General features: G+C 69.4%; 17 protein-coding genes. 9 read left to right on the top strand and 8 right to left on the bottom strand.

The genetic code is table 11. The features are described from left to right. The first annotated feature begins 9 nt into the window (after nucleotides 1–9). The 5 genes from AC3A6R_RS02270 to AC3A6R_RS02250 all read left to right on the top strand — a co-directional run bounded on the left by AC3A6R_RS02270 (nucleotide 10) and on the right by AC3A6R_RS02250 (nucleotide 7,896). Complete coding sequence (locus tag AC3A6R_RS02270; RefSeq protein ID WP_487863660.1) at nucleotides 10–1,338, top strand: erythromycin esterase family protein; 1,329 nt, start codon at nucleotides 10–12, stop codon at nucleotides 1,336–1,338. A gap of 146 nt (nucleotides 1,339–1,484) precedes the next feature. After that, complete coding sequence (locus AC3A6R_RS02265; RefSeq protein WP_487863659.1) at nucleotides 1,485–4,526, top strand: sensor domain-containing diguanylate cyclase; 3,042 nt, start codon at nucleotides 1,485–1,487, stop codon at nucleotides 4,524–4,526. Between the two features lie 110 nt (nucleotides 4,527–4,636). Then, nucleotides 4,637–6,550: a GspE/PulE family protein gene (locus AC3A6R_RS02260; protein WP_487858689.1), complete on the top strand. Its 1,914-nt coding sequence runs from the start codon at nucleotides 4,637–4,639 to the stop codon at nucleotides 6,548–6,550. A 130-nt stretch (nucleotides 6,551–6,680) separates the two neighbouring features. Further along, nucleotides 6,681–7,415 carry a peptide-methionine (S)-S-oxide reductase MsrA gene (gene msrA / locus AC3A6R_RS02255; RefSeq protein WP_487863658.1) on the top strand — a complete coding sequence of 245 codons (735 nt, stop codon included), beginning with the start codon at nucleotides 6,681–6,683 and terminating at the stop codon, nucleotides 7,413–7,415. Nucleotides 7,416–7,425: 10 nt separating this feature from the next. Beyond that, complete coding sequence (locus AC3A6R_RS02250; protein ID WP_487863657.1) at nucleotides 7,426–7,896, top strand: DM13 domain-containing protein; 471 nt, start codon at nucleotides 7,426–7,428, stop codon at nucleotides 7,894–7,896. A gap of 24 nt (nucleotides 7,897–7,920) precedes the next feature. On the opposite strand, the gene AC3A6R_RS02245 is transcribed toward AC3A6R_RS02250, so the two are convergent. Further along, the gene (locus AC3A6R_RS02245; protein ID WP_487863656.1) at nucleotides 7,921–8,700 is read right to left on the bottom strand and encodes an exodeoxyribonuclease III; all 780 of its coding nucleotides are present in this window, start codon (nucleotides 8,698–8,700) and stop codon (nucleotides 7,921–7,923) included. 164 nt (nucleotides 8,701–8,864) lie between these two features. Here AC3A6R_RS02245 and AC3A6R_RS02240 point away from each other — a divergent pair, with 164 nt between their 5' ends. Beyond that, a complete protein-coding gene (locus AC3A6R_RS02240) occupies nucleotides 8,865–10,214 on the top strand; it encodes an NUDIX hydrolase (RefSeq protein WP_487863655.1) in 1,350 nt (449 codons plus the stop codon). On the opposite strand, the gene AC3A6R_RS02235 is transcribed toward AC3A6R_RS02240, so the two are convergent. After that, on the bottom strand, nucleotides 10,189–14,322 hold the full coding sequence (locus AC3A6R_RS02235; RefSeq protein ID WP_487863654.1) for a CheR family methyltransferase: 4,134 nt from the start codon (nucleotides 14,320–14,322) through the stop codon (nucleotides 10,189–10,191). The two genes, AC3A6R_RS02240 and AC3A6R_RS02235, sit on opposite strands and share 26 nt — an antisense overlap. 218 nt (nucleotides 14,323–14,540) lie before the next feature. Between AC3A6R_RS02235 and AC3A6R_RS02230 the strand changes: the two genes are divergently transcribed. Then, nucleotides 14,541–15,323: an OBAP family protein gene (locus AC3A6R_RS02230; RefSeq protein WP_487858683.1), complete on the top strand. Its 783-nt coding sequence runs from the start codon at nucleotides 14,541–14,543 to the stop codon at nucleotides 15,321–15,323. A gap of 167 nt (nucleotides 15,324–15,490) precedes the next feature. Here the strand turns inward: AC3A6R_RS02230 and AC3A6R_RS02225 are convergent, their stop codons facing one another. Both AC3A6R_RS02225 and AC3A6R_RS02220 read right to left on the bottom strand, forming a co-directional pair. Further along, the gene (locus AC3A6R_RS02225; protein ID WP_487858682.1) at nucleotides 15,491–15,712 is read right to left on the bottom strand and encodes a KGG domain-containing protein; all 222 of its coding nucleotides are present in this window, start codon (nucleotides 15,710–15,712) and stop codon (nucleotides 15,491–15,493) included. 97 nt (nucleotides 15,713–15,809) lie between these two features. Continuing rightward, entirely contained in the window at nucleotides 15,810–16,307 is a 498-nt protein-coding gene (locus tag AC3A6R_RS02220) for a YciE/YciF ferroxidase family protein (RefSeq protein ID WP_487858681.1), read from the bottom strand. Between the two features lie 227 nt (nucleotides 16,308–16,534). Here AC3A6R_RS02220 and AC3A6R_RS02215 point away from each other — a divergent pair, with 227 nt between their 5' ends. Beyond that, nucleotides 16,535–17,470: a manganese catalase family protein gene (locus AC3A6R_RS02215; RefSeq protein ID WP_487858680.1), complete on the top strand. Its 936-nt coding sequence runs from the start codon at nucleotides 16,535–16,537 to the stop codon at nucleotides 17,468–17,470. Between the two features lie 31 nt (nucleotides 17,471–17,501). On the opposite strand, the gene AC3A6R_RS02210 is transcribed toward AC3A6R_RS02215, so the two are convergent. Then, nucleotides 17,502–18,512: a chemotaxis protein CheB gene (locus AC3A6R_RS02210; protein WP_487858679.1), complete on the bottom strand. Its 1,011-nt coding sequence runs from the start codon at nucleotides 18,510–18,512 to the stop codon at nucleotides 17,502–17,504. Nucleotides 18,513–18,576: 64 nt separating this feature from the next. Then, nucleotides 18,577–22,719, bottom strand: a complete 4,143-nt coding sequence (locus AC3A6R_RS02205; RefSeq protein ID WP_487863653.1) for a CheR family methyltransferase — start codon at nucleotides 22,717–22,719, stop codon at nucleotides 18,577–18,579. Nucleotides 22,720–22,847: 128 nt separating this feature from the next. Here AC3A6R_RS02205 and AC3A6R_RS02200 point away from each other — a divergent pair, with 128 nt between their 5' ends. Further along, on the top strand, nucleotides 22,848–23,099 hold the full coding sequence (locus AC3A6R_RS02200) for a hypothetical protein (protein ID WP_487863652.1): 252 nt from the start codon (nucleotides 22,848–22,850) through the stop codon (nucleotides 23,097–23,099). Here AC3A6R_RS02200 and AC3A6R_RS02195 read toward each other — a convergent pair. Both AC3A6R_RS02195 and AC3A6R_RS02190 read right to left on the bottom strand, forming a co-directional pair. Then, a complete protein-coding gene (locus AC3A6R_RS02195; RefSeq protein WP_487858676.1) occupies nucleotides 23,069–24,472 on the bottom strand; it encodes a sigma-54-dependent transcriptional regulator in 1,404 nt (467 codons plus the stop codon). The two genes, AC3A6R_RS02200 and AC3A6R_RS02195, sit on opposite strands and share 31 nt — an antisense overlap. A gap of 124 nt (nucleotides 24,473–24,596) precedes the next feature. Further along, nucleotides 24,597–24,950 (bottom strand): histidine kinase dimerization/phospho-acceptor domain-containing protein, encoded by a 354-nt coding sequence (locus AC3A6R_RS02190; RefSeq protein WP_487858675.1) that lies wholly within the window; start codon nucleotides 24,948–24,950, stop codon nucleotides 24,597–24,599. Nucleotides 24,951–25,099 lie beyond the last annotated feature (149 nt).

The following is a 25,099-nucleotide window of genomic DNA, read 5'->3' as shown; positions in this document are numbered from 1 at the left end:
CCGTCATCCATGGACCCGTCGAAGATGCGGAAGGACACCGATGCACTGCGCGCCGTCGCGCACCCCATGGACGGCTCGGCGCACGACCACGATGCCCTGCTCGAACTGATCGGCGATGCGCACTACGTACTGCTCGGCGAAGCTTCCCACGGCACGCACGAGTTCTATGCCGAGCGTGCGGCCATCACCCGGCGCCTGTTTACCGAGAATGGGTTCAGCGCCGTGGCGGTCGAGGGCGACTGGCCCGACGCCTGGCGCGTGAACCGCTACGTGCGCGGTTTCGGCGGCGACGCAACGGCGCACGAGGCCCTCGCAGGCTTCACGCGCTTTCCTACCTGGATGTGGCGCAACCAGGACGTGGCGCGCTTCGTCGAATGGCAGCGCGCCTTCAACGAGGCCGGGCCACCGCAGGGCAAGACCGGCTTCTACGGCCTCGACCTCTACAGCCTGCACGGCTCCATCGAGGCGGTGCTCGACTACTTCGACCGCACCGATCCCGAAGCCGCGCAGCTGGCGCGCGAACGCTATGGCTGTTTCGACCGCGTGGGCGACGGCGGCCAGGCCTACGGCCTGATGGCCGGGCTCGGCAACACGCCGTCGTGCCAGAAGGAAGTGGTCGAGATGCTGGTCCGGCTGCGCAGCGCCGCCGCCGAGGCCTGGCGCGGCGGCGATCCGGCTGGCGAGGAAGACCCATTCAACGCCGAGCAGAACGCGCGCCTCGTCAAGAACGCCGAGGCCTACTACCGCTCCATGTACCAGAGCGACGTGTCCTCGTGGAACCTGCGCGACCGGCACATGGTCGAGACCCTCGGCGAGATCGAACGCCACCTCTGGCGCGGCCCCGAGCGGCCGAAGATCGTCGTGTGGGCCCACAACTCGCACCTCGGCGACGCGCGCGCCACCGAGATGGGCGAGCAGCGCGGCGAGCTCAAAGTGGGCCAGCTGGTGCGCGAACGCCAGGGCCGCGACGCGGTGCTCGTGGGCTTCACCACCCACACCGGCACGGTGATGGCCGCTTCCGACTGGGGCGCGCCGGCCGAGCGCAAGCCGGTCGTTCCCTCGCGGCCCGACAGCTACGAGGGCCTGATGCACGAGACCGGCCTCGCGCGCTTCATGCTCCCGCTGCGCGGCGAGGGAAGCCACTTCTTCGCGTTGCGCGAACCGCGGCTCGAGCGCGCGATCGGCGTCATCTACCGCCCCGAGACCGAACGGCAGAGCCACTATTTCTTCGCGCGGCTTCCAGTGCAGTTCGATGCGCTGCTGCACATCGACCGCACGCGCGCGGTCGATCCGCTCCTGGGCGATGCGGCGCCAGCCTGCCCGACGCACCAAAAGTGAATCCGACTTGTTAGTAGACGTGTATATGGGGGATTGCCAGAAACATTTGAAAATCTCCTTCTGACACACTACGTGCGCGGCGCGGATCACGCGATGCATGTCGGTCGCCCATGAACTCACCCGGTCTAAGAAACATCCGCTTCAGTTTGAACACGCGCCTGAGCCTGGGGGCCGCCCTGGTGGTCCTGCTGGCGACGATCGCGATCGCGACGGTGGCGCTGCAGCTGGTGCGCACCAGCGTGAAGGCGTCGATCGAGAGCGAGGAGCAGGCGCGGCTGTCGGCGATTGCGGACACCGTCGACCAGAAGTTCGTGGGCTGGCGGACCCTGCTGCAGACCTTCGCCGTGGGCGTGGAGGCAGCCGGATTCGAAGATCCGGCCCTGCTGCAGCCGTACCTGGAGCGGCATGCGCCCCTGCGCCGGGCCTTCAGCAACGTCGCGATGTTCACGGCCGAGGGCGACCTGGTCGCCAACCTGAACGGGGCACGGCCCGAGGGGGCGGTCAACATCCTCGACCGGCCCTACTTCCGCCGGACCCTGCAGGCCAAGGCTGGCGTGGTTTCCGAGCCCTACTTCAACCGCCTGACCGGCCTGGCACAGGTCGCCCTCACCCAGCCGGTGTTCGACGAAGCGGGGGCGTTGCGCTTCGTGATCTCGGCTGCCATCGACCTCGGCGGCCGCAACATCCTCGGCGAGATGGCCGGGACCCGGTTCGGCGACACTGGCTACCTGTTCATCACGACCACCGACGGGGTCGTCATCGATCATCCCCGCACCGATCTCATCGCCCGGCCGGCCGACCCGACGGGCACCGCCCCGCCAGAGATCGACCTCCCGGCCAAACAGTTCGAAGGCATCGCCGAAGGCTTCAATCATGCCGGGGTGCATGGCATGTATGCCTTCAAGCGCATTCCGCAGACCGACTGGGTGATCGGCGCGATGTACCCGACCTCGGAGGCGTTCGCACATTTCGAATCGATCGAGCGCACAGCCTGGATCGGCGCGGTGCTGCTCGCGGTGATGGCGGGGGCTCTCGCGCTGGCGGTGGTGCACCGCCAACTCGATCCGCTCAGGCACCTGCATCGCCACATGCTCGACGCGGAGAACCTCGCGACCGAGATCGTCGTGCTGCCGGACTATGCGCGCGACGAGATCGGCGACCTCCGGCGCACCTTCGACACGCTGATGCTGCAGCGCCGCGCGAGCGAGAAGTTCCTGCGCGACATCACCGACAACCTGCCCGCGATGATTGCGCACGTCGACGCCGAGGGCCGCTACACCTTCGTCAACGAGGCGCTCAGCCGGAAGCTCGGGCGCAATGCGGTACAGCTGGTCGGCGAGCCCGTGCGCGGGCTGAGTGCCATCGCCGAGGACGAGGCGCTCGACGCTGCGGTCCGGCGCGTGCTGGCCGGCCAGGCCGTGCGCATCGAGAGCCGCGGCGAACGGGAGCGCCACTTCCAGACCGAGCTCATTCCCGACCGCGACAAGGCGGGCCGCGTGCGCGGCTACTACGCCATGACCTCCGACGTCACCGAGCGCAAGCAGATCGAGTTCAACCTCGCGCACAGCGAGGCGCAGGTGCGGACCATCGCCGACAACATTCCCGCGCTGGTCTCCCGCGTCGATGCGTCGCTGCACTACACCTTCGTGAACGCGCAGGTCCGCATGCTCTACGGCGGCAAGGAGATGCTCGGCCGCTCGATGCCCGAGATGCGCGGCCCCGATGAGTACGCCAGCGTGGCGCCCGCCTATGCCCGCGCGCTGGCCGGCCACGCGGTCGTGCTCGAGAAGAACGGCGACCCGAGGCTGGGGGTGGGCGACCGCACCTTCAAGGCCCACTACATCCCCGACAGCGATGCGAACGGCGTGGTCCAGGGCGTGTTCTCGATGACCTTCGACATCACCGACGAGGTGAACATCCGCCGTGCCCTGACCGAGCAGCAGAAGCGCCTGCGCGACGTGACGGACAACATCCCCGCCCTCGTCGGCTACTTCGACAACGACGAGAACTGCCTGTTCGGCAACGTGCGCGCACGGCAGATGGCGGGCCTGGGCAACGGCCCGCTCGACGGCGTGACGCTGCGCTCGGCGGTGGGCCACGCGGTCTACAGGCAGCTGCAGCCCTACCTGCCGATGGTGCGCGAAGGCAAGGCGGTGCGTTTTCCGGTGCGCGCACCGCTGCACGGCAAGACCGGCTACTTCCAGGTCAACCTGATTCCCGACAGGAACCACGAAGCCGCGGTGACGGGCTTCTACCTCATGACCTTCAACATCACGGCGCTCAAGCGCGCCGAGCTGCGCCAGGCCGAGAGCGAACGGCGGCTGCGCACCATCACCGACAACCTGCCCGCGCTCATCACCTACATCGACCGCGACGAGAAGATCACCTTCGCCAACGCCACCTACCGCGACTGGCTCGGCGTGGAGCCATCGGCCATCCTGGGCAACCATGTGCGCGACGTGGCCGGGCCCGATCTCTACCTGTCGCGCAAGGCCATGATCGCGCGCGCGCTGGCCGGCGAGCGCCTGGAATTCGAGGCCCACACCCGCACCGCGGCCTCCGACCGGCTGACCCGCGTCAGCTACGTGCCCGACGTCGCGCCCGACGGCAGCGTGCGCGGCATCTTCTCGCTGAGCCTGGACATCAGCGCGCTGAAGGACGTGGAACGCAAGCTCACCGAACTGGCGCGCGCCGACACCCTCACCGGGCTCGCGAACCGCCTTGCCTTCAACGAATTCCTCCCGGGCGCGGTCGCGCGGGCGCAGCGCACGGGCCAGGCGTTGGCCGTGATGTTCCTCGACATCGACCACTTCAAGCGCATCAACGACACGCTCGGCCATGCCACCGGCGACGGCGTGCTGGTCGAGTACGCGAAGCGCCTGAAGGGCAGCGTGCGCAGCACCGACACCGTCGCCCGCCTGGCCGGCGACGAGTTCGTGGTGGTACTCGAGAACCTGCACATGCGCGAAGACGCGGTGGCCACCGCGCGCAAGATCGTCCATCAGGTCGGCAGCGCACCGTTCGAACTCGACGGCCGCAGCCTCCAGGTCACCACCAGCATCGGCGTGGCCTTCCACCGCGCCACCGACGCGCCCGTCGAGCCAACGGACCTGCTGGCCCGCGCCGACGCGGCGCTGTACCGCGCCAAGTCGGCGGGGCGCAACACCTTCGGCTTCTCCGATGGCTGATTGCGAACTTTCGTACCCGCGCTTTGTCGCGACCTGCGTGGGAGCGGCCTGCTCCGGCTGACAAGCCACGCCGCCGCCCCCAGAATCGCCTCACACAGGAGAACCCATCCATGTCCCCCCACGAAGTCGTCACGCCGGAGCAGTTGCTGCAGGCCCTCGAAGCCCAGAGCCGCATGCCCATCCTGCGCATCGGCCAGGCGCTGATCGCGAGCGGCGCCGTCACCGAGGCGCAGCTGCGCGCCGGCCTCGAACAGCAGCAGCTCGACCGCAGCGTGCCGCTCGGCGAAACGCTGGTCCGCATGGGGCTCGTCACGCGCGACCAGTTGCAGACCGCGCTGGTGCGCAAGATGGGCTATCCGCTCGTGAACCTGCATGTGTTCCCGGCCGAGGTGGAGGCATTGCGCAGCGTCGGCCTCGCGGTCGCCCGGCGCCTGCAGGTCATGCCGCTGATGGTCCACCAGGGCCGGCTCGTGCTGGCGCTCGACGATCCCGCGGGCCGCCATGCGGCGATCGACGAGGTGGAGTTCATCTCGCAGATGAAGGTGATCCCGGTCGTCGGCCAGTGCCTGGCGCTCGACCCGCTGCTCTTCAAGGCCTATTCGAAGGTGGGCTCGGAGATCCTCGATCCCACGCTCGCGCACCAGCCGGATATGCCGGCCGACCCCTCGCGGCCGCTGGAGTTCGACCTGGGCGTCGGCACCAGTGAACTGCTGGTCACACTCGAGAAGGAACGCCCCTCCGCGCCGAGCGCCGACGAGGACGTCGTCGAGCAGTCGGACAACTCGCTGGTGCGCATGATCAACAGCATGATCATCGACGCGCACCGCGAAGGCGTGTCCGACATCCACATCGAGAGCTATCCCGGCAAGGAAAAGACGCGCATCCGCTTTCGCCGCGACGGCCGCCTGCGCACGCACCTCGAGCTGCCCGCGAGCTACCGCAGCGCGGTGGTCGCGCGCGTGAAGATCATGTGCGACCTCGACATCAGCGAGAAGCGCAAGCCCCAGGACGGCAAGATCAACTTCTCGCGCTATTCGCCGCAGCACCGCATCGAGCTGCGCGTGGCCACCATTCCCACCAGCAACGGCCTGGAGGACGTGGTGATGCGGATCCTGGCGTCGGCAACGCCGATCCCGCTCGACCAGCTCGGCCTCTCGCCGCGCAATCTCGCCGAGCTGACGAAGGCGGTCGAGCGGCCTTACGGCATGGTGCTGTGCGTGGGCCCCACGGGCTCGGGCAAGACCACCACGCTGCATTCGGCGCTCATGCACATCAACACGCCCGAGCGCAAGATCTGGACCGCCGAAGACCCGATCGAGATCACGCAGCCGGGCCTGCGCCAGGTGCAGGTCAACCCGCGCATCGACTGGACCTTCGCCAAGGCGCTGCGCGCCTTCGTGCGCGCCGATCCCGACGTGATCATGGTCGGCGAGATCCGCGACGAGGAAACCGCCAAGACCGCGATCGAGGCCTCGCTGACCGGGCACCTCGTGCTGTCGACGCTGCACACCAACAGCGCCCCCGAAACCGTGACGCGGCTGCTGGACATGGGCATGGACCCGTTCAACTTCGCCGACTCGCTGCTCGCCGTGCTGGCGCAGCGGCTGGTGCGGCGGCTCTGCACCCACTGCCTGCAGAGCCGGCCGCTCAGCCCCGAGGAAGTCGACGAACTGCTCGCCGACTACATGCACGCGTTCGGCAGCGACCACGACACGCCGGCCGAGCGCGAGGCGGTGCGCAGCGGCTGGCTCGGCCGCCACGCGCGTGACGGCCAGCTCCAGCGCTATTCGAGCAAGGGCTGCCCGCGCTGCGACAACACCGGCTTCAAGGGCCGCGTCGGCATCCACGAGCTGATGGTCATCTCCCGGACACTGCGCCGCATGGTGCAGAGCGGCGCCCGCGCTGAGGAACTGCAGGCGGCCGCGCTCCGCGAAGGCATGCGCACGCTGCGCCAGGACGGCATCGACAAGGTGCTTTCGGGGCAGACCACCATCGAGGAAGTGCGCGCGACCAGCAACGTGTAGCGCGCTTCAGCCATCGATCCGGCGTGCCGGCCGCCGAAAATTTCACGACGGAGGCCACCCAGGTGTAACGCACGACCGCGTTCACTCGAACTCGTGTTGTCTGAAATCAGACCCATGAGAGGACCCTGACATGAACAAGCTCACCGCCACCCTGTTGGCCGCCGGCATCGTCGCCGGCACCGGCATGGCCCTTTTCGCCGGCGCCGCCGTGGGGCAAGCCAAGCCCTCCGCGATGGCGGAGGCGGCCGTCGCCATTCCGGCACCGGCGGAGGATCTTGCCGCGGCCCCGGGTGCGGACTCGGAAACGGCCGTGTTCGCAGGCGGTTGCTTCTGGGGCGTGCAGGGCGTCTTCCAGCACGTGAAGGGCGTGAGGAGCGCCGTGTCCGGCTATGCCGGCGGCGATGCCGCCGCTGCCAGCTACAGCGCGATCGGCTCGGGACGGACCGGCCATGCAGAGTCGGTTCGCATCACCTACGATCCGCGCCAGATCAGCTACGGACAACTGCTGCAGATCTACTTTTCGGTGGCGCACGACCCCACCGAGCTGAACCGCCAGGGTCCCGACCGGGGCACGCAATACCGCTCGGCGATCTTCCCCGCGAACGCCGAACAGGCCCGGGTGGCCAAGACCTACATTGCACAGCTGGACAACGCGAAGGTGTTCGGCAAGCCGATCGCCACCACCATCGAGCCGGCAAAGGCCTTCTACCCCGCGGAGGCGTATCACCAGGACTACATGACCCGCAACCCGCGGCAGCCCTACATCGTGATCAACGACCTGCCCAAGGTGGACAACCTGCAACGCGTGTTCCCCGGGCGCTATCGCTCCGAACCGGTGCTGGTGGGTCGCTCCGGCACCCTGTAGGCGGACAGGCATGAAGAAGATCCTTCTCCTCGTCGCTTCGCACGGGATCGTGGCGGGCCTGGGCTTTGGCGCAGGCATCTATGCCTTGCCCATCCTGACGGCGCCGCCCGCACCCACGTCGGCCGAGGTTTCCGCGCTGGCCGCCCAGGCGCAGTTCACCGGCCAATTCAAGCGCGACCTGACCGACAGCGATGCCTTGCACTGGGGTGAAGGCACGGTCACCGTGAGCCGCAGCGCCGTGTCGCTGCAAGGCAAGGTGGCACCCGGGCCGGACTACAAGCTCTACCTCGCGCCGGCGTTCGTCCAGACCGAGGCCGACTTCCTGCGGCTGAAGTCGAAGATGCTGCGCATCGGCGACGTGAAGACCTTCGAAAACTTCATTGTGCCGATGCCCGAATCAGCCGATCCGGCGGCCTACGACACGGTCATCGTCTGGTGCGAATCGTTCGGCCAGTTCATCACCGCGGCGCAATACCGATAGAGCGCAAACGCCGCTCCCTCTCGGCTATCGCGGCAGATCGAGCTCGACCCAGGCTGGCGCATGGTCGCTCGCGCCCGGGCGCCCGCGCACCTCGCGATCCACGTTCGCGTCGACGAGAAAGGGCGCCAGCTCCGCATTCAGCAGCAAGTGGTCGATGCGCAGGCCCGCATTGCGCGGCCAGCGGTTGCGCCAGTAGTCCCAATAGGTGTAGATCGCCTCGGTGGGGTGGCGGGCGCGGATCGCATCGGTCCAGCCCTGCGCGAGCAGGCGTTCGAACGCGGCGCGGCTCTCGGGCTGCAGCAGCGCGTCGTTGCGCCACGAGGCCGGGTTGTAGATGTCGGCGTCGGTGGGCACCACGTTGAAGTCGCCGGCCAGCACCACCGGCAGACCGCAATCGAAGAGACGGCGTGCATGGGCCTGGAGCCGCTCGAACCATTCGAGCTTGTAGTCGAACTTGGGGCCGGGCTGCGGATTGCCGTTGGGCAGGTACAGGCAACCGACCACCACCCCGCCGACCACCGCTTCGAGGTAGCGGCTCTGGTCGTCTTGGGTGTTGCCTTCGAGGCCGCGACCCGTCTCGATGGGTTCGCGCCCGCGCGCCAGGATGGCCACGCCGTTCCATGAGCGCTGGCCGTGGAACACCACGCCGTAGCCGGCCTCACGGATCGCCGCGGCGGGAAAGTTCGCATCCGGCGACTTGAGTTCCTGCAGGCAGGCCACGTCGGGGCGGGATTCGGCCAGCCACTCCAGCAGGCGCGGGAGCCGCCCGTTGACGCCGTTGACATTGAAGGTCGCGATCTTCACGGGTGGATCATGGCGCCAAAGCTGCGCGCCCGGTGTCGGAGAACAGGCATGCAGCGCGAGTTCGCGATCCGCCAACTCGCCGGCCGGCGGCGCTGCAGGGCCGCTGACACCCAAGGACTGAGCCGCCAAGCGCCCGAGCCGCGATGGCCCGACAATCGGCGCCCATGAATTCCTCTTCCCCGGTAGTCCCGGTAGTCCCGGTGGTCCCGGCGATCCCCGCGCGCCCGATCCGCCATGCCGCCACCCTGATCCTCCTGCGCGACGGCCCGGCCGGCATGGAAGTGCTGCTGCTGCGCCGCGCCGAAAAAGCCGACGACCAGAACAGCGGCGCCAGCGTGTTCCCAGGCGGCGTGCTCGATGCCCACGACCGCCGCCTGCACCTGATGTGCCAGGGCCTCGATGACCGCGGCGCGAGCGCGCGCCTCGGCGTGGCCGAGGGCGGCCTCGACTACTACGCCGCCGCGGTGCGCGAGTGCTTCGAGGAAGCGGGCGTGCTGTTCGCCTGCGACGCCGAAGACCGGGTGGTCGAGCTCGACGGGTTCGCGCCCGGCCGGCTCGAGGCGATGCGCCATGCCGCCGAGCAAGGCACCGATGCGCTGCTCGCGATGTGCGACGCCCACGGCTGGCGGCTCGCGATCGACCGGCTCGCCTACTTCAGCCATTGGCTCACGCCGCCCGGCATGCCGCGCCGCTTCGACACGCGCTTCTTCATCGCCCAGATGCCGGCCGGCCAGAGCGTGATTCCCGATGGCCGCGAGACCGTCGCGCACATGTGGCTGCGGCCCGCGGAGGCGGTGGACGCGCGCCGCGGGCTCAAGCTCATGAACGTGACGCGGCGCACGCTCGAAGCGCTCGCGGGTTTTGCAAGCGCCGCGGAATGCATGACGCATGCGCGCGGCCTGGCGCGCCTGCCGCTCAACATGCCGCGCCTGGCCGACGGCCCCGCCGGACGCCGCGCGGTGAACATCGACGAAGCCGCCTACGCGGAGATCGGCCTCGTCGACCCTGATGGCTCGGGCCGCGGCGGCCCCGGGCGCTATGCGCTCTCGCCCGGCGACCTGACGCAGCTCACGGCACGGATCCGCCGCGTGGCGGGCGATGGCGGCGATGCGGGACCGCACAGCTATTTCGTCGGCGCAGCGGAAGGCCCGTTCGCGTTGATCGACCCGATGCCGGGCGCCACGGCCGCCGTGGCACCCGGGCCCGTGGGTTGGCTGCTGTCGACCGCGGCGCGCACGCCGGCGTCGGAAGCCGCACTCGCGCAGCTTGCCTCCTCGTGGCCTGACGCATCGGTGCACTGCCCCGCGCCCGGTGAGCGCCTGTCCCTCGGGGGCGGCACCACGCTGCAGGTGATGCAGGCCGCGCCGGAAGGCAGCAGCACCGCGCTGCAGTTCTTGCTCGCCGAGGAGCGCGTGCTGTTCACGGGCAGCTCGATGGCCGCTGCGGCGGCCGAGGCCGAATGGCTCGCGCCGGCCAGCGGCTTCGTCGTCAGATCTTCCCTATCGCCGCCTTGAGCTCTTCGATCGACGCCGGCTTGGGCAGGTGCGCGCTGAAGCCGGCTTCGAGCGCGCGGCGCGCATCGGAGCGGCGGCCGAAGCCGCTCATCGCGATGGCGCGCAAATCGCTCGTGGCGGGCCTGCGGCGCACTTCGGCGATGAACTGGTAGCCGTCCATCTCGGGCATGCCGAGATCGGACACCAGCAGGTCATAGGTGTTCGCCTCGAGCAACTCGAGGCCCCGCTTCGCGCTCTGCGCCACGTCGACGATCGCGCCCTCGAGCCGCAGCACCTCGGCGAACGGCGCCAGGGCGTCGGCATAGTCGTCCACCGCCAGCACGCGCCAGCCGTGCAGGTCGACTTCGGCCGCGGGCGCCTCCGCCGGCGCCGGGATCGACACACCCATGCGCGGCAGCCACACGCTGAACTCGGCGCCCTGCCCCACGCCCGGCGAGGTCACCTCGACGCGGCCGCCATGCGCGCGCGCGAGCTCCTGCACCAGCGCGAGGCCGATGCCCAGCCCGCCGTTCGACGGCGCGGTGTCGCTGTCGGCCTGGTTGAACATGCCGAACACATGCGGCAAGAATTCGGCCGCGATGCCGCAGCCGGTGTCGCTCACCGTCAGCCGGCCGTAGCCGTCGTCGGCCGACACGCGCGCCGAGATGCGTCCGCCCTTGGGCGTGAACTTGACCGCGTTGCTCAGCAGGTTCCAGGCGATCTGCTCGATGCGCACGCGGTCGCCGTCGCAGACCACGCCTTCCTCGCAGTCGACCTGCAGCACGATCTGCTTGCCGCCCGCACTGCTCAGCGCCGCCTGCGCGGCGGCCTGCACCAGCTCGCCGAGGTTCACCGCCACGCGGTTGAGCCGCAGCTTGCCGGTGCGGATGCGCGACAGATCGAGCAGGTCGTTGATGATGCGCGTCTGGCTCGCCACCGCGCGCTTGATCGTGTCGCCCACGCGCTGCACGGCCGGATCGGCGGCGGTCGCGGGCAGGTGCACCAGCAGCTCGGCGCTCATCTGGATCAGGTTCAGCGGCTGCTTGAGCTCGTGCGACATCACGGCCAGGAAGCGGTCCTTGAGCTCGTTGGCCATCTGCGCGCTGAGGCTGGCCTTCTTCTCTTTCAGCAGGCGGTGCTCCTGCGCGAGCTCGTGCTGCTTGGTGCCCGTCATGTCGCGCGCGATCTTGGCGAAGCCGCGCCCCGTTGACAGCTCGAGCGGTGTCGTCACGCCGCTGCAGAAGAAGCGGCTGCCGTCCTTTCGCAGGTGCCAGCGCTCGTCTTCCGCGCGGCCGAGTTCGAGCGCGCGACGCATCTCGCCTTCGGGCACGCCGCGCGCCCGGTCTTCCGCGGTGAAGATCGTCGCCAGGGGCTGGCGCAGCATTTCTTCTTCCGCGTAGCCGAAGATGCGCTGGGCGCCCGCGTTCCAGGTGGTGATCAGGCCGTTCTCGTCGGTGGTGATGATCGCGAAGTCGCGCGTGGTGGCCGCCACCAGCCGCAGCCGCTCTTCGCCCGCGCGCACCCGCTCCTCGGCGGCATGCAGGTCGGTGATGTCGAAGAAATTGAGGATCGCGCCCTCGATCTTGTCTTCGGCGGTGCGGTACGGAAGGATGCGCGCCAGAAAGTGCCGCCCGTCCACGCTCGTGACGTGCCGCTCGGTGGTGCGCAGGTCCTTGAAGGCCGACGCGGTGTCGCTCGCCAGCTCGGGATAATCGAGCCGGCTCGTGATGTCGAACAGCGAGCGCCCGATGTCGGAGGGAATCAGGTTGAACAGGCTGCTCGCATGCGGCGTGTAGCGCTTGATGTGCATGCCGCGGGTCACGAACACAGTCGCGATCTCGGACGAGGCGATCAGGTTCTGCAGGTCGTCGTTGATGTGGCCGCGCTCCTCGACCTTCATCTTGAGCTCGTAGTTGACGGTGACGAGCTCCTCGTTCATCGACTGCAGCTCTTCCTTGCTGGTCTCCAGCTCTTCGGTGGCCGAGCGCAGTTCCTCGTTGATCGCCTGCAGTTCCTCGTTGGACGCCTTGAGCTCCTCGTTGGAGGTTTCGGAGCTTTCGATGGTCTCCTGTAGGTGCATCTTCAGCTGGCGCACCTCGTCCTCCATCTGCCCGATCAGCAGCTCGCGCGCCGCGTGCGCGGGCTCGCCGCCTTCGGGGCGCATGCTTTCCTCGACCTCGTCGAACACCACGAGCGTGAGCTGCGGCGCGCCTTGGTCGTCCTGCTGCAGCGGGCGCACCGTGATGTTGAGGAACACCTGGCGTCCGTCCTCGCGCTTCTGCACCAGCCGGGTCTCCACGCTGCGGGCCGTCTGCCCGGCCTTGAAGAGCGCGGTGCGCAGCTCGAGCCGCAGGTCGGGCCGCACGTTGTTCAGCAGGTTGTTCGACGGCTCGCCGCCGGCGCGCTCCAGAAAGCGGCCGACACCGTTCGACAGGTGCAGCACCTCGTGCTCGCCATTGATGAGAACGCTCGGCGGCGAAAACTGCTCGAGCGCACGCTGGTGCAGCTCCGCGAAGGTCGGCCGATCGGGGTGCTTGCGCGCGCGCAACGTCTGGATCGCACCGGCGCCGCCGGGCCGCGCTGGCGCATCGCTGATCAGCGGCAGCTGGCGCACGGCCGCCGGTCCCGGGTTCGCGCGGTAGATGCGGTTCTTCTTGTCGACGGCCGTGAACATGCTCCCGACCGCATCGATCGATTCCGAGGTGCCGAGAAACAGGTAGCCGCCCGGCTTGAGCGCCATGCGGAACATTTCGAGCACATGGGCCTGCGCCGCGCGGTCGAGATAGATCAGCAGGTTGCGGCAGCAGATCAGGTCGAGCCGCGAGAACGGCGGATCGCGCAGCAGGTTGTGCAACGCGAACAGCACCGGCTCGCGCACCACGGTGGCCACCCGGAACTGGTCCTGATCGGCCACGAAGTACTGCCTCAGCCGCGTAGGCGAGAGGTCTTCCGCGATGCCCTGGGCATAGAGGCCCCTGCGCGCCGAGGCGATGGCGCGTTCGTCGATGTCGGTGGCGAAGATCTGGATGTCGAGCGGCTTGGACTGCGCGTCGATCCCCTCGCGCAGCAGCATGCTCAGCGAATAGGCTTCCTCGCCGGTCGCACAGCCCGCCACCCACGCGCGCACCTGCTCGCCCGGCTGCAGGCCCTCGATCAGCGTGGGCAGCGCCTCGCGCGCCAGCGCCTCGAAGGCATCGGGGTCGCGAAAGAAGTTGGTCACGCTGATGAGCATGTCCTGCAGCAGCGGGGCCGCTTCCTCGGGATGCGCCTTCAGGAAGTCGCGGTAGGCCGGCAGGTCGGCAATGCGGTTCACCTGCAGCCGGCGCTCGATGCGGCGCAGCATCGTGGCGCGCTTGTAGTGGTGAAAGTCGTGCCGGGTGTAAGTGCGCAGCAGCCCCATGATCTCCTGCAGCGCTTCTTCGGCCAGTGCAGCCGCGGACGGCCCGCCGGGCTCCTGGCCGGCCGCTGCGGGCTCATTCGCGCCGGGGAGCCGGATCTGCTTCGCATTGCGCCAGTGCTCGACGAGGCGCTGGCCCATCTGCGCGGCCGGCAGCACGATGTCGACCATGCCGGTACCGATCGCCGCGCGTGGCATGCCGTCATGTCCTGCATCCTCGGGCGACTGCGCTATCGCGAGGCCGCCGTTCTCCTTCACGTGCGTGAGGCCGACCGCCCCATCGCTGCCGGTGCCCGACATCACGACGCAGACGGCGCGCCGGTCGTGCACCTCGGCCATCGTGCGGAAGAACACGTCCACCGCCACGTGCCGGCCCTTGATGCGCTCGCTGGGAACGGGCTGCAGGTGGCCGTCGTTCATCATCAGCTCGACGCCCGGCGGGATCACGTAGACGTGGTTGACCCGGATGGGCACCACCTGCGTGACCTGCGTGACCGGCATCGCGGTGGCGCGCTGCAGGATCTCCGGGGCACTGCTCTGGTGCTCGGGCGACAGGTGCAGGATCACCGCGAACGCCATGCCCGGCTCCGGCGGCATCCCTTCGAAGAAGCGGATCAGCGCCTCGAGCCCGCCCGCGGAGGCGCCGATGCCGACCACGGGCATGTCCAGCGTGCTCGGCACGAGTTCGGGTTCGTTGGACGAAGACGGCGGGGGCGTGGGCGGTTTTGGCATGAAGGTGTCGTTGCGCAGCCGCCGCTTGCGTGCCTGCCAGCGTGTGGCGTTCCAGTTCCGATTCTGCCCCCCTGGCGGAGTCCGGCGCGCGACCCTGCGGTCCGCGATGCCGGATTCGCACTGATCCTACAGGCGCTCGCGACGGCCGCTTGCCGATGCGACATGCCCGCGGCGCAAGGTCGCGGGTCATGCCCACCCGCTTCACGAGGTTCTCGGCCATGCGCCCTTCCACCCCAGCCCTTGCCATCACCATCACCCTTGCCGCGGGCGCGCTGCTCGCGGGCTGCGGCGGCAGCAACACCGCATCCAACGTCGAAGCGCCCGGTGCCGGTACGGGCGCGAAGACCGCCGCGCTAGAGAAAGGCGCCGCGGCGCTGCAGGACAAGCCGCCGATCGAAGCGCTCAACGCCTACCTCGACGGCTTTCACTTCTACAGCGGCAACCTGAAGGCCCAGATGGAGGCACACCACTACTGCGCCGTGCTCAACGAGGAGCTCATCCAGTGCGTGATCTACGACGGCAACACCCGAGCCGCAAAGATCATGGGCGTCGAGTACATCGTGAGCGAGCGCCTGTTCCAGATGCTGCCCCCGCAGGAAAAAGCGCTCTGGCACAGCCATGTGCACGAGGTCAAGTCGGGGCAGCTGATCGCGCCGGGCATTCCGCAGGCAGCCGAGCACGCGCTGATGCAGAAGCTGGTCGGCACCTACGGCAAGACCTTCCACACTTGGCACACCGACCTGCAGAAAGAGCTGCCGATCGGCATTCCGCAGCTCATGATGGGGTTCACCGCCGACGGCCAGATCGACCCCGCGATGGTGGCCGAGCGCGACAAGCGCTTCGGTGTCGACTCGATGGAAAAGAGAAAGCAGCGCGAAGACATTCCGTCGCCCCCGATCGCCGAAGGCGCCGACAGCTGGCTGAAGGGCACGCCGGTGCAGATCGCCGATCCCACCGGCACCGAGCACCAGCACCCGAAGGGCGCGCAGGCGGGCCGCTAGACGCTGCAGGAACAGCAGTCGCGGCTGGTGCCCGACCGAGGCAGCTGACCCCCTCGGCAGCGCTCGTCAGCCGCCGCCCACTCCCACGTTGACCTTGCCGGTGCCGCCGCAGGCCGTGCAGCGCTCGCCACCGTCGCCCGCGCCGATGCCCGGCGCGGGCATGACGGTCATTCCGGCTGCGGCTGCGGCTCCGGCGGCACGGCCGACGCCATGGCACGCGCGGCAAGGCTCTTGGCGCGCGCACTTCGCGCTTCCTCAGGGGTGAACTCATGGGCCAGCCCCAGACGGTGCGCGGCACGCCCGCCCTGGCGCGCAATCTCCCGCTGGCGCTTGGGGTCCATCCTCGCAAAACCGCGCGGGGCGCGCGTGCGATCTTGTTGATCGTCCATTGAAGTGCTTTCCTTCGATCCGCGAAACAGTGCGGGCCTGTGCGCGCAACCCTTGCGCGCCGACCCGTTCACCGGCAAGCGGCGTGCCCGCTCGCCCTCAATCGGCAGTAACGGCCTTCTGCACCGCCTGCGCTTCGGCCAGCGCGCTGAGCTTGCCGTCGGTGGCGGTCTCCTCGGCCAGCGAGGCTTCGAGCAGCTCGATGGCGTCGGCGTGACCCAGTTGCTTGGCCAACGTGCACAGCGAGTGGTAGCCGGCGATCTCGTAGTGCTCGACCTTGCGCGCGGCGCCAATCAGTGCCGCGTCGAGCACCGGCCCCTTCTCGATCTGGTCGATCAGCGAATCGCCTTCCTCGACGAGGCCGGCCATGCCTTCGCACTTGATGCGTTTGAGCTTGATCTTCAGCAGTTCGGCGATCTGCTCGATGCGCTCGACCTGGCCGCGCGTCTCTTCCAGGTGGGTCTCGAAGGCCAAGGCGAGGCCTTCGTCGGTGGCGGCGCGCGCGAGCTTCGGCAGCGACCTCGTCATCTGCTTCTCGGCACTGTAGGTGTCGGAAAGCTCGTGGACGAAGAGATCGGAAATGTTCTTGACGGGCATGTGACTTCCTTCGAAAAAGTGAGGTCGGTGGATGAAAGAAACGCAGGGAACACGCAGCCATGTTTGGGACGCGCACGCGGGGCCCAAGCAAGGCCGTTTCGCGTCGGCGTGTCAGCCGCCGCCGCACGCCGGAGGGCACGCCGCTTGCCCGCAAGAAGCTGCGGCGGCGCCGAGCGCGCAGCCGTTCGATCGACAACAGACCCCACCCAACAAAAGGAGCAGTCCCCATGTTCTCTCACAACAAGCGCCTGCAATACACGGTGCGCGTCAGCGAGACCAATCCCGGCCTCGCCAACCTCATGCTCGAACAGTTCGGCGGTCCTCAGGGCGAACTCGCGGCAGCCTGCCGCTACTTCACCCAGGCGCTCGGCGAAGACGATCCCGGCCGCAAGGACATGCTGTTCGACATCTCCACCGAGGAGCTGAGCCACCTCGAGATCATCGGCACCATCGTCGGCATGCTCAACAAGGGCGCCAAGGGCCGGCTTGCCGAAGGCGTGGAGGAAGAAGGCGAGATGTACCGCACCATCACCGGCGCGGGCAACGACAGCCACATCACGCAGGTGCTCTACGGCGGCGGCCCGCCGCTGGTCAATTCGGCCGGCGTGCCCTGGACCGCGGCGTACATCGACACCATCGGCGAACCCACGGCCGACCTGCGCTCGAACATCGCGGCCGAGGCGCGCGCAAAGATCGTCTACGAGCGCCTGATCAACCTCACCGACGACCCCGGCGTGAAGGACGCGCTGACCTTCCTCATGACGCGCGAGATCGCGCACCAGAAGTCGTTCGAGAAGGCGCTGTACGCGATCGAGCCGAACTTTCCGCCGGGCAAGCTGCCGGGCGATCCGCGCTTTACCAGCGTGTACTTCCGCATGTCGAAGGGCGAAGCGGACCTGCGCGGGCCGTGGAACCAGGGCGAGCGCTGGGACTTCGTGCCCGTCACCCAGGACTCGGGCCCGGTCGACGGCGGCGACGGACTCGCGACCGTCGAGCTCGACGACGCCGATGCGGCCACGCTGCAGCAGATGGCCGAGCGCACGCAGTCGCAGCCCGCCGGCGACCCGCTCACCGGTGCCGAGCTCGGCATGGGCGAAGGGCCCGCGTCGGGCCCGGCCGACGACGGCCCGGCCGCGGGTGCCAAGAAGAAGAAGGCGAAGTAGGTAAGAAAGAAAGAAAAGAAGGCGCCGGGCCTCAGCGCACGGCGAAGCCCGACGGGCTCGGCGCCTTCAGCGTGAGCTTGCGCAGCGCGGCGCTCACGGCCGCCAGGTCGTCGGCCTCGCGCAGGCTGCCCTCGGGGTCGCCGGTGCCGTCGTCGCGCTGCATCGCGGCCAGTCTGCGCAGGATCGATTCCTTCTCCTGCAGCGTGCGCAGGCTGGTCCAGAGCGCGCCGTCGGTCACTTCTTCCTGCGTGGCCGCCAGGCTGCGCAGGCTGAAGGCGTGGCCGGTGTGGCAGCGGTAGCGCACCGGCCGCTTGTCGTTGAGTTCGAACAGCACGCCGCCGCAGTCGGGACACGTGAACATCGAGGGCTCGGCGATGGCTTTGAGCTTTTCCACGGTGGATCCTCCGAGACCGATTTCATATTCGTCGCGCAGTGTCGACGACACTGCCGCGGCCGCCACCGCGTCGCGCGGCCCGGCCAGTTGGATCAGCAGCCCCGGCAGCGCCGCGAGCTTCACCACGTGGTCCACCTGCGTTGCAGCCATTGCCGCGCGCGGCATGCCGGGCTCGTGCGCCTCGGCCGGGTCCTGCACCACCGCGAGGCCGCCGCAGTCCTTGATGGCGCGCAGCCCCGCGCTGCCGTCGTCGAGCATGCCGGTGAGGACCACGCCGACGGCACGCGGCCCGCACTCGAGCGCGACGGAGCGGAACAGCGGATCGATGGCGGGACGGGCATGGTGTTCCTTCGGCCCGCGGTTCAGGCGGATCACGCCGCCGTCGAGCAGCATGTGGTGGTCGGACGGCGCCACGTAGATCGTGCCGGCGGTGGGCACATCCCCCGGCCTCGCTTCCACCGCGCGGTTGGGTCCGCGGGTGTCCAGCAGCGACGCGAGCTGGCTGCGGTGAGCGCCGATGTGCTGCACCAGGAAGATCGGCGCCGGAAAGCCGGCCGGCAGTGCGGCAACGAACTGGAGCATCGCATTGACGCCGCCCGAAGAGGCGCCGATGCAGATCGCTTGCAGGGAGGCATAAGGCTGGGACATTCCTGGCGTGCAGAAGCAAGTACGCGACGATGCACCTTTGCGGCAATCCGCATGCCCGCGCCCGTCAGCCCGAGACGCGCCGGTTCCGCAGCAGGCGCTGCACGTCGCCCAGGGCCACCGGCTTGACGAGATGCTCGTCGAAGCCCGCCGCCAGCGCCATCTGCTTGTCTTCGGGCTGACTCCAACCGGTGGCGGCCACCAGCAGCATGCCGCGCCCCCAGGGCTGCGCGCGGATGCGCCGTGCCACCTCGTGGCCGTCGAGCCCCGGCATGTCGACGTCGAGCACGGCGGCATCGGGGCGCAACGCCTCGGCGATGCGCAGCGCGTCGATGCCGTTCTCGGCCGTCTCCACGTGGAAGCCCGAGATCGACAGCACCCGCGCCATGCCCCAGAGCGCATCGGCGTTGTCATCGGCCAGCAGCACGCGCAAGGCCCGCTCCGACGCCGGCGGCTGTCCGGGCCCCGGCGGCGGCAGGTTCGCCACGCGCTCGGCACCGGCGGCCTGCGCCTCGCTGCGCGCGAGCGGAATGCGCACCGTGAAGCGGCTGCCGTGCCCGCTGCCCGCGCTCTCGCCCATGACGCTGCCGCTGTGCATCTCGACGATGCTGCGCACCAGCGCCAGCCCGATGCCAAGCCCGCCGGCCGCGCGGTCGTGCGAACGCACGCTCTGCGTGAACATCTCGAACATCGCCTGGACGGTATCGGGCTCCATGCCGATGCCGTTGTCCGTCACCGTGAACACCGCCTCGCGCGCCGCGGCGTCGGGGTGCATCGACAGCAGGATCACGCCGCGGTCGGGCGTGTACTTGGCCGCGTTCGACAGCAGGTTCGACAGCACCTGCGTCAAGCGCATCGGGTCGGCGTCGAGCCTGACTTCCTCGGCGCTGACATCGAGCTCGAAGGTATGGCGCCCGAGCTCCATCAGCGGCCGCGTGGCCTCGACGGCAGCCTCCACCACCGCCTGCGCCGTCAAGCGTTCGCGGCGCAGCGCGAGCCGGCCCATGCGCAGGCTGGACACGTCGAGCAGGTCGCCGAGCAGCGCCTTCATGGCCGAGGCCTGCCGCTGGATCACACGCGCGGCGTGCGCCTGGTCGGGCGTGAGCTGGCTTTCGGGCGCCAGCAGCTGCGCCGCGCCGCTGATCGACGCGAGCGGATTGCGCAGCTCGTGCGAGAGCACCGCGAGAAAGCGGTCCTTGGCGGCATCGGCCGCTTCGAGCGCTTGCTGCGCCGCGCGCTGCTCGCTCTGGTCGCGCAGCACCTTCACCATGCCGATCACCGCGCCATGACCGTTGTGCATCGGCATGAGCGCGCCGCTGGCCCAGAAGTGCGAACCGTCCTTGCGCTTGTGCTGGCGGTCGTCGGCCGCGCGCCCTGCCGCCAGCGCGGTGCGCGCCTCTTCCTCGGGCGCGCCGGCCGTGCGGTCTTCCTCGGTGAAGATGATGTCGGCCGAGCGCCCGAGGATCTCGGGCTCGGTGTAGCCGAGCAGCCGCTGGGCGCCGGTGTTCCAGCTGGTGACGCGGCGCGCCATGTCGACCGAGAAGATGGCGTAGTCGACCGCGTTCTCCAGCATCAGCCGCAGCCGCTCCTCGCTCTCGCGCAGCGCGGCCTCGGCGGCCTTGCGCTCGGTGATGTCGACGAAGCTCAGCACCACGCCGGCGATGCGGTCTTCGATGGTGCGGTAGGGCCGCAGGCGCGCCAGGTACCAGGTGCCCTGGTCGTCGCCGACCTCGCGCTCGCAGGGCAGCAGCGTCTCGAGCACGCGGTGCGCGTCGTCCGGCAGCTGCGGATAGTCGAGCGAGGTGGCCAGGTCGGAGAGCGGGCGCCCGACGTCGGCGGCGATCAGCTTGAACACCGCGGCCGCGCTGGGCGTGAAGCGCGTGACGCGGAACGCACGGTCGAGGAACACGGTGGCGATGGCGGTCGCGTCCATCAGGTTCAGCATGTCGCTGTTGGCCTGGCCGAGGTCGTCCACGCGGCTCTTGAGTTCCTGGTTGACGGTGGTGATCTCCTCGTTGATCGACTGCAGCTCCTCGCGGCTGGTCTCGAGCTCCTCGGTGGCCGACTGGAGCTCCTCGTTCATCGCATGCAGTTCCTCGTTGCTGGCCTTGAGCTCCTCGGTCGAGGTCTCGTACTGCTCGACGGTCTCGCGCAGCTGCTGCTTCAGGCGCTCCACCTCGCGCTCGAGGTGGCCGGCGACGGAGGCAGGGTCGGCGCGCGGCACCACGACGACCTCGCGCAGCGCAGCAGCCGCTTCGCTGGAGCGCAGCAGCACCAGCAGTGCGCCGCCGAGTTCGTCGACCGGAATGACCTCCAGGGCCACGTCGACATCGCGCCCACCGAGGCGCACGTGCACCGGCGCCACATCCAGCGGCTGCCGCCGCTCATGGGCCTGGTAGAGCGCGGTCTGCAGCTCGGACCTGAGCTCGGGCACGATGGCGCGCAGCACGTTGCGCGACGGCTCTCCGCCGCTGAAGTGCAGGAACGCGGTTGCGGCCGGCGAGACGTGCAGCATCTCGTGCTCGGCATCGAGCAGGATCGACGGCGGACCGAGGCGGTCGAGCAGCTTCAGGTGCAGCTCGGCCCAGCTCATCGCACGCGTGCCGGCAAAGGGCGCGAGCGCGATGCGCGGCAGCGGCACCGCGACTTCGCCGGCCACCACCGGTGCCGGCGCGAGCCGGCGCACTGCCCCTTGGAGCACCGGGAGCGCCGGCCGGGGCACGTCCTGCTGCACATGGAGACCGTACGGCGCGTCGACGGCGGAAAACAGCGTGCGCTGGTCTCCGGCCGATTCCTGCGGACCGAGGAAGAGCAGCCCGCCCGACTGCAGCGAGAAGTGCAACTTCGCGAGCACCTTGGCCTGCGCCTGCCGGTCGAGGTAGATCAGCAGGTTGCGGCAGCAGGCGAGGTCGATGCGCGCGAACGGCGAGTCCTTGAGCACGTCGTGCACCGCGAACAGCACCATCTCGCGCAGGTCGCGCCGTATGCGCCAGCCGCGCGGCTCGCGCACGAAGAAGCGGCGCAGCCGGTCGGCCGCCAGGTCGGCCTCGGCGGCGCTCGAATAGATGCCTTCGCGCGCGGTGCGGATCGCTTCTTCGTTCAGGTCGGTGGCAAACACCTGCACCGCCGGCGGGCTCTCGAGCGTCTGCGCATGCTCGCTGAGCAGCATGGCCACGGAATACGCCTCCTCGCCGGTGGCGCACGCCGCCACCCAGACGCGCACCGTGTCGGTCGCGGTCTTGCCGGCGAACAGCGTCGGCAGCCGAGCCTCCAGCGCCTCGAAGCAGGCCGCGTCGCGGAAGAAGTGGGTCACGCTCACGAGCATGTCCTGCTGCAACGCGCCGGCCTCGCCTGGCCGGGTGCGAAGGCACTCCAGGTAGGCCGCGAGGTCGCTCGCGCCGTTCACCTGCATGCGCCGCCCGATGCGCCGCAGCACCGTGGCCCGCTTGTAGTGCGCGAAGTCGCGTCCGGTGCGGTGCCGCACGAAGGCCATCACTTCCCTGAAGGACGACTCTTCGTCGCGCGCCACCGGCGACACGCCCGCCCCGCCTTCCCGGGCCAGCTGTTCGGCCGGCAGCCTGAGCTGCGACTCGATGCGGCGGTAGGCCTGGATGCGCGCAGCGATCTCGCCGACCGGCAGGGTCCAGTCGACCATGCCGGTGGCGATGCACGCCAGCACCATCGCGGCGTGGCGGGCTTCCTGCGGCGCCTGCGCGATGGTGAGCCCGCCGCGCTCCTTGATGCGCTTGAGGCCGATCGCTGCGTCCTCGTGCCGGCCCGACAAGACCACCGCCACCGCGCTCGGGCCGTGGCTGTCGGCCAACGCGCGGAAGAACATGTCGATCGCCGTGTGGGCGCCGCGCGCCGACGCCAGCGCCACCGGCTCGATGCGTTCGCCGCGCAGCCGCAGCGTGCTGCCGGGTGCCACCACATGCACCGTGTCGGCCTGCATGCGCTCGCGCGTGTCGACCGGCAGCACCGGCATGCAGGTGGCGGCGCGCAGCATGTCGAGCACTGCCGCGCGCTCCTGGGCAGCGCAGGGATGCAGCACCACGACGAAAGCCATGCCGGTATCGGCCGGCGCGGCCTCGAAGAAGGCGCGCAGGGCTTCGAGGCTGCCGGCGCAGCCACCGAGGCCCACCACGGGCAGCAGCCGCCCGCGGCGCGGCGGCGCCGCGTCGTCGGCAGGATCGGCGTTCAACTCATCCAATGCGCTTTCTCCTGGTTGCAAGCCGCCATCCACCGATCGGGTCCCGGGGGCGGCACGCAGTTTGCCGGGTGCCGGGCAGGCCGTGCGCGAGAACCCGAAGAAAACGCCTCGTGCGCCTGGAGGTATGCATGAACGAACTCAGCCGTTACTTCGCCCATCATCCGCTCGAGAATCCAGCGAACTACCTGGGAACCGACTTCGACCCTGCCGGCGCCGCGGCCTACAGGCTGCGGCTTCAAACCTGGCAGGAGAGCTACCGCGCGCGCCCGCCCACCCTGCACGAGAGGCAGCCTTCGGGCGCCGCATCATCAGGCCGGCGGCACGGGCCGCTGCACACCGCCGCGCCGCCTCATTCGCGGTACTCCTTCAACCTGTTGTAGAGCGTCTTCATGCTGATGCCGAGCAGCGCCGCAGTACGCTCCTTGTGTCGCCCGCAGTGCTCGTAGGTGGCCAGGATCACCTGCCGTTCGATGTCGGCGAGCTGCGTGCCCACCTCGACCACCAGCCGGCTCTTCCCCGCATCGAAGCCACTGGCGGCCCCCTCGGACGCGCCGCCTGGCACTGTCGGCGGCCACGGGTCGGGCGCCTCGGCCGCCGCGTCTGGTGGGGGGAGCCATTCCTCGTCGATGTCGTCACCCGACGCCATCACCCAGGCCCGCTGCACCACGTTGCGAAGCTCGCGCACGTTGCCGGGCCAGGCATAGGCCTGCAGCCGGGCCAGCGCTTGCGGCGTGAACTGCTTGGCCCCGCCCTCCTGGCGGACGAGATCCTGCAGGAAGCTGATGGCGATCCGCACCACGTCCTCGCCGCGCTCGCGCAACGGCGGCAGGGAGATCGGGAACACGTTGAGGCGGTAGAGCAGGTCTTCGCGGATCGCGCCCTGGGCCAGCGCCTTGCCGGTGTCGCGGTTGGTGGCCGCGATGATGCGCACGTCGGTCTGCTGCACCTGGGTCGAGCCCACGCGCATGAAAGTGCCGCTCTCGAGCACCCGCAGCAGCTTCACCTGAAGCTCGAGTGGCATCTCGGTGACCTCGTCGAGGAACAGCGTGCCGCCATGTGCGCGCTCGAAGAAGCCCTGGTGCTGGCGCTCGGCGCCCGTGAAGCTGCCGCGCTCGTGGCCGAAGATCTCGCTCTCGACCAGGTGCGGCGACAGCGCACCGCAGTTCACCGCCAGGAACGGCTGCTCGCGCCGCCGGCTCAGGTCGTGCACCGCGCGGGCCACCAGCTCCTTGCCGGTGCCGCTCTCGCCATGGATGAACACCGACACCGCGGTGCCGGCCACGCGCGAGATCTGGCGGTAGACGCGCTGCATCGGCTGCGAGCGCCCGATCAGGTGCCCGAAGTGCCCGGTCTCGCGCCAGAGCTCCTGCACCTCGTCGAGCTCGGCGCGCAACTGCGACGGCGCGATCAGCCGCGAGAGCAGCCCCTTGAGGTGTTGCGGATTGATCGGCTTGACGAGGTAGTCGGCCGCGCCGAGGCGCAGCGCCCGGATCGAGGTCTCGAGGCTCGCCTGGCCCGTCATGAGCACCAGCACCGTGTCCTTCACGATGTCAGGATCGTCCAGCAGGTCGAACCCGTTGCCGTCGGGCAGGTGCAGGTCGAGCAGCAGCAGGTCGGCCCGCTGCATCGCGAGCATGCGGCGCGCGGCCGCGATCGAGTGGGCGTTCATCACCGTGTGCCCCTCGCGCGCAATCAGCGCGCCGATCATGCGCGCCGAATCTTCGTCGTCTTCAACAATGAGTGCGTGGCCCAATTTATTCCCCGGCTTGCTGCCTGCCCTGCGCTCTTGCCTGCGCCCGCGCCTTGATTGCTTGCGTTGCTCCGCGTCACTCCCTGAAACTCGAGCCTGCCTCGCGGACAGGCGTTCGCCGGACAGCTCAATCGGCCATGCCTTGTGCGAATTCGTGCACTCGCTCTGTCAGCGAGGTCATACGAGCGACCTGGCGTTCGAGCACCGCCATCGCTTCGTTGCGCGTGGCGTCGTCGTCGGCACTGCGCAGCAGCTCCAGCGCCACGGCCATGGCGCCCACGGGGCTGCGCAGGTCGTGCTCGAGCCGCCGCGCCGCCTCTGCGCGTGCCGCCTGGCGCCGTGCATGGTCGGCCAGCGCCAGGTGGGCCGCCGCGGACGAGCGCGCCTGGCGCGCGCACACGAGTCCCAGGCTCAGCAACAGCACGCCCGCGCCGGCCAACTTCGCCCACGCGCCCTCGTTCCCACTTGCCGGAATTTTCATTGGCCGGAGTGTGCTGCAAGCGCAGGCGGCTGTCTCTACCCTGCCGGTCCGCAAGATTTACCGCAAGGCTTTCTGCCGGTGGCGGGGTCCGGCCCGATTTTCGCGAACTTTCGAGTTACTGATCAAGCCGATTCCGGCCCCCGCGGCGC

This window comes from Variovorax sp. Soil_C_19 (genome assembly GCF_057657255.1).
The sequence above is the reverse complement of the archived record's forward strand: the minus strand, read 5'-3'. Positions and strand labels throughout refer to the sequence as shown.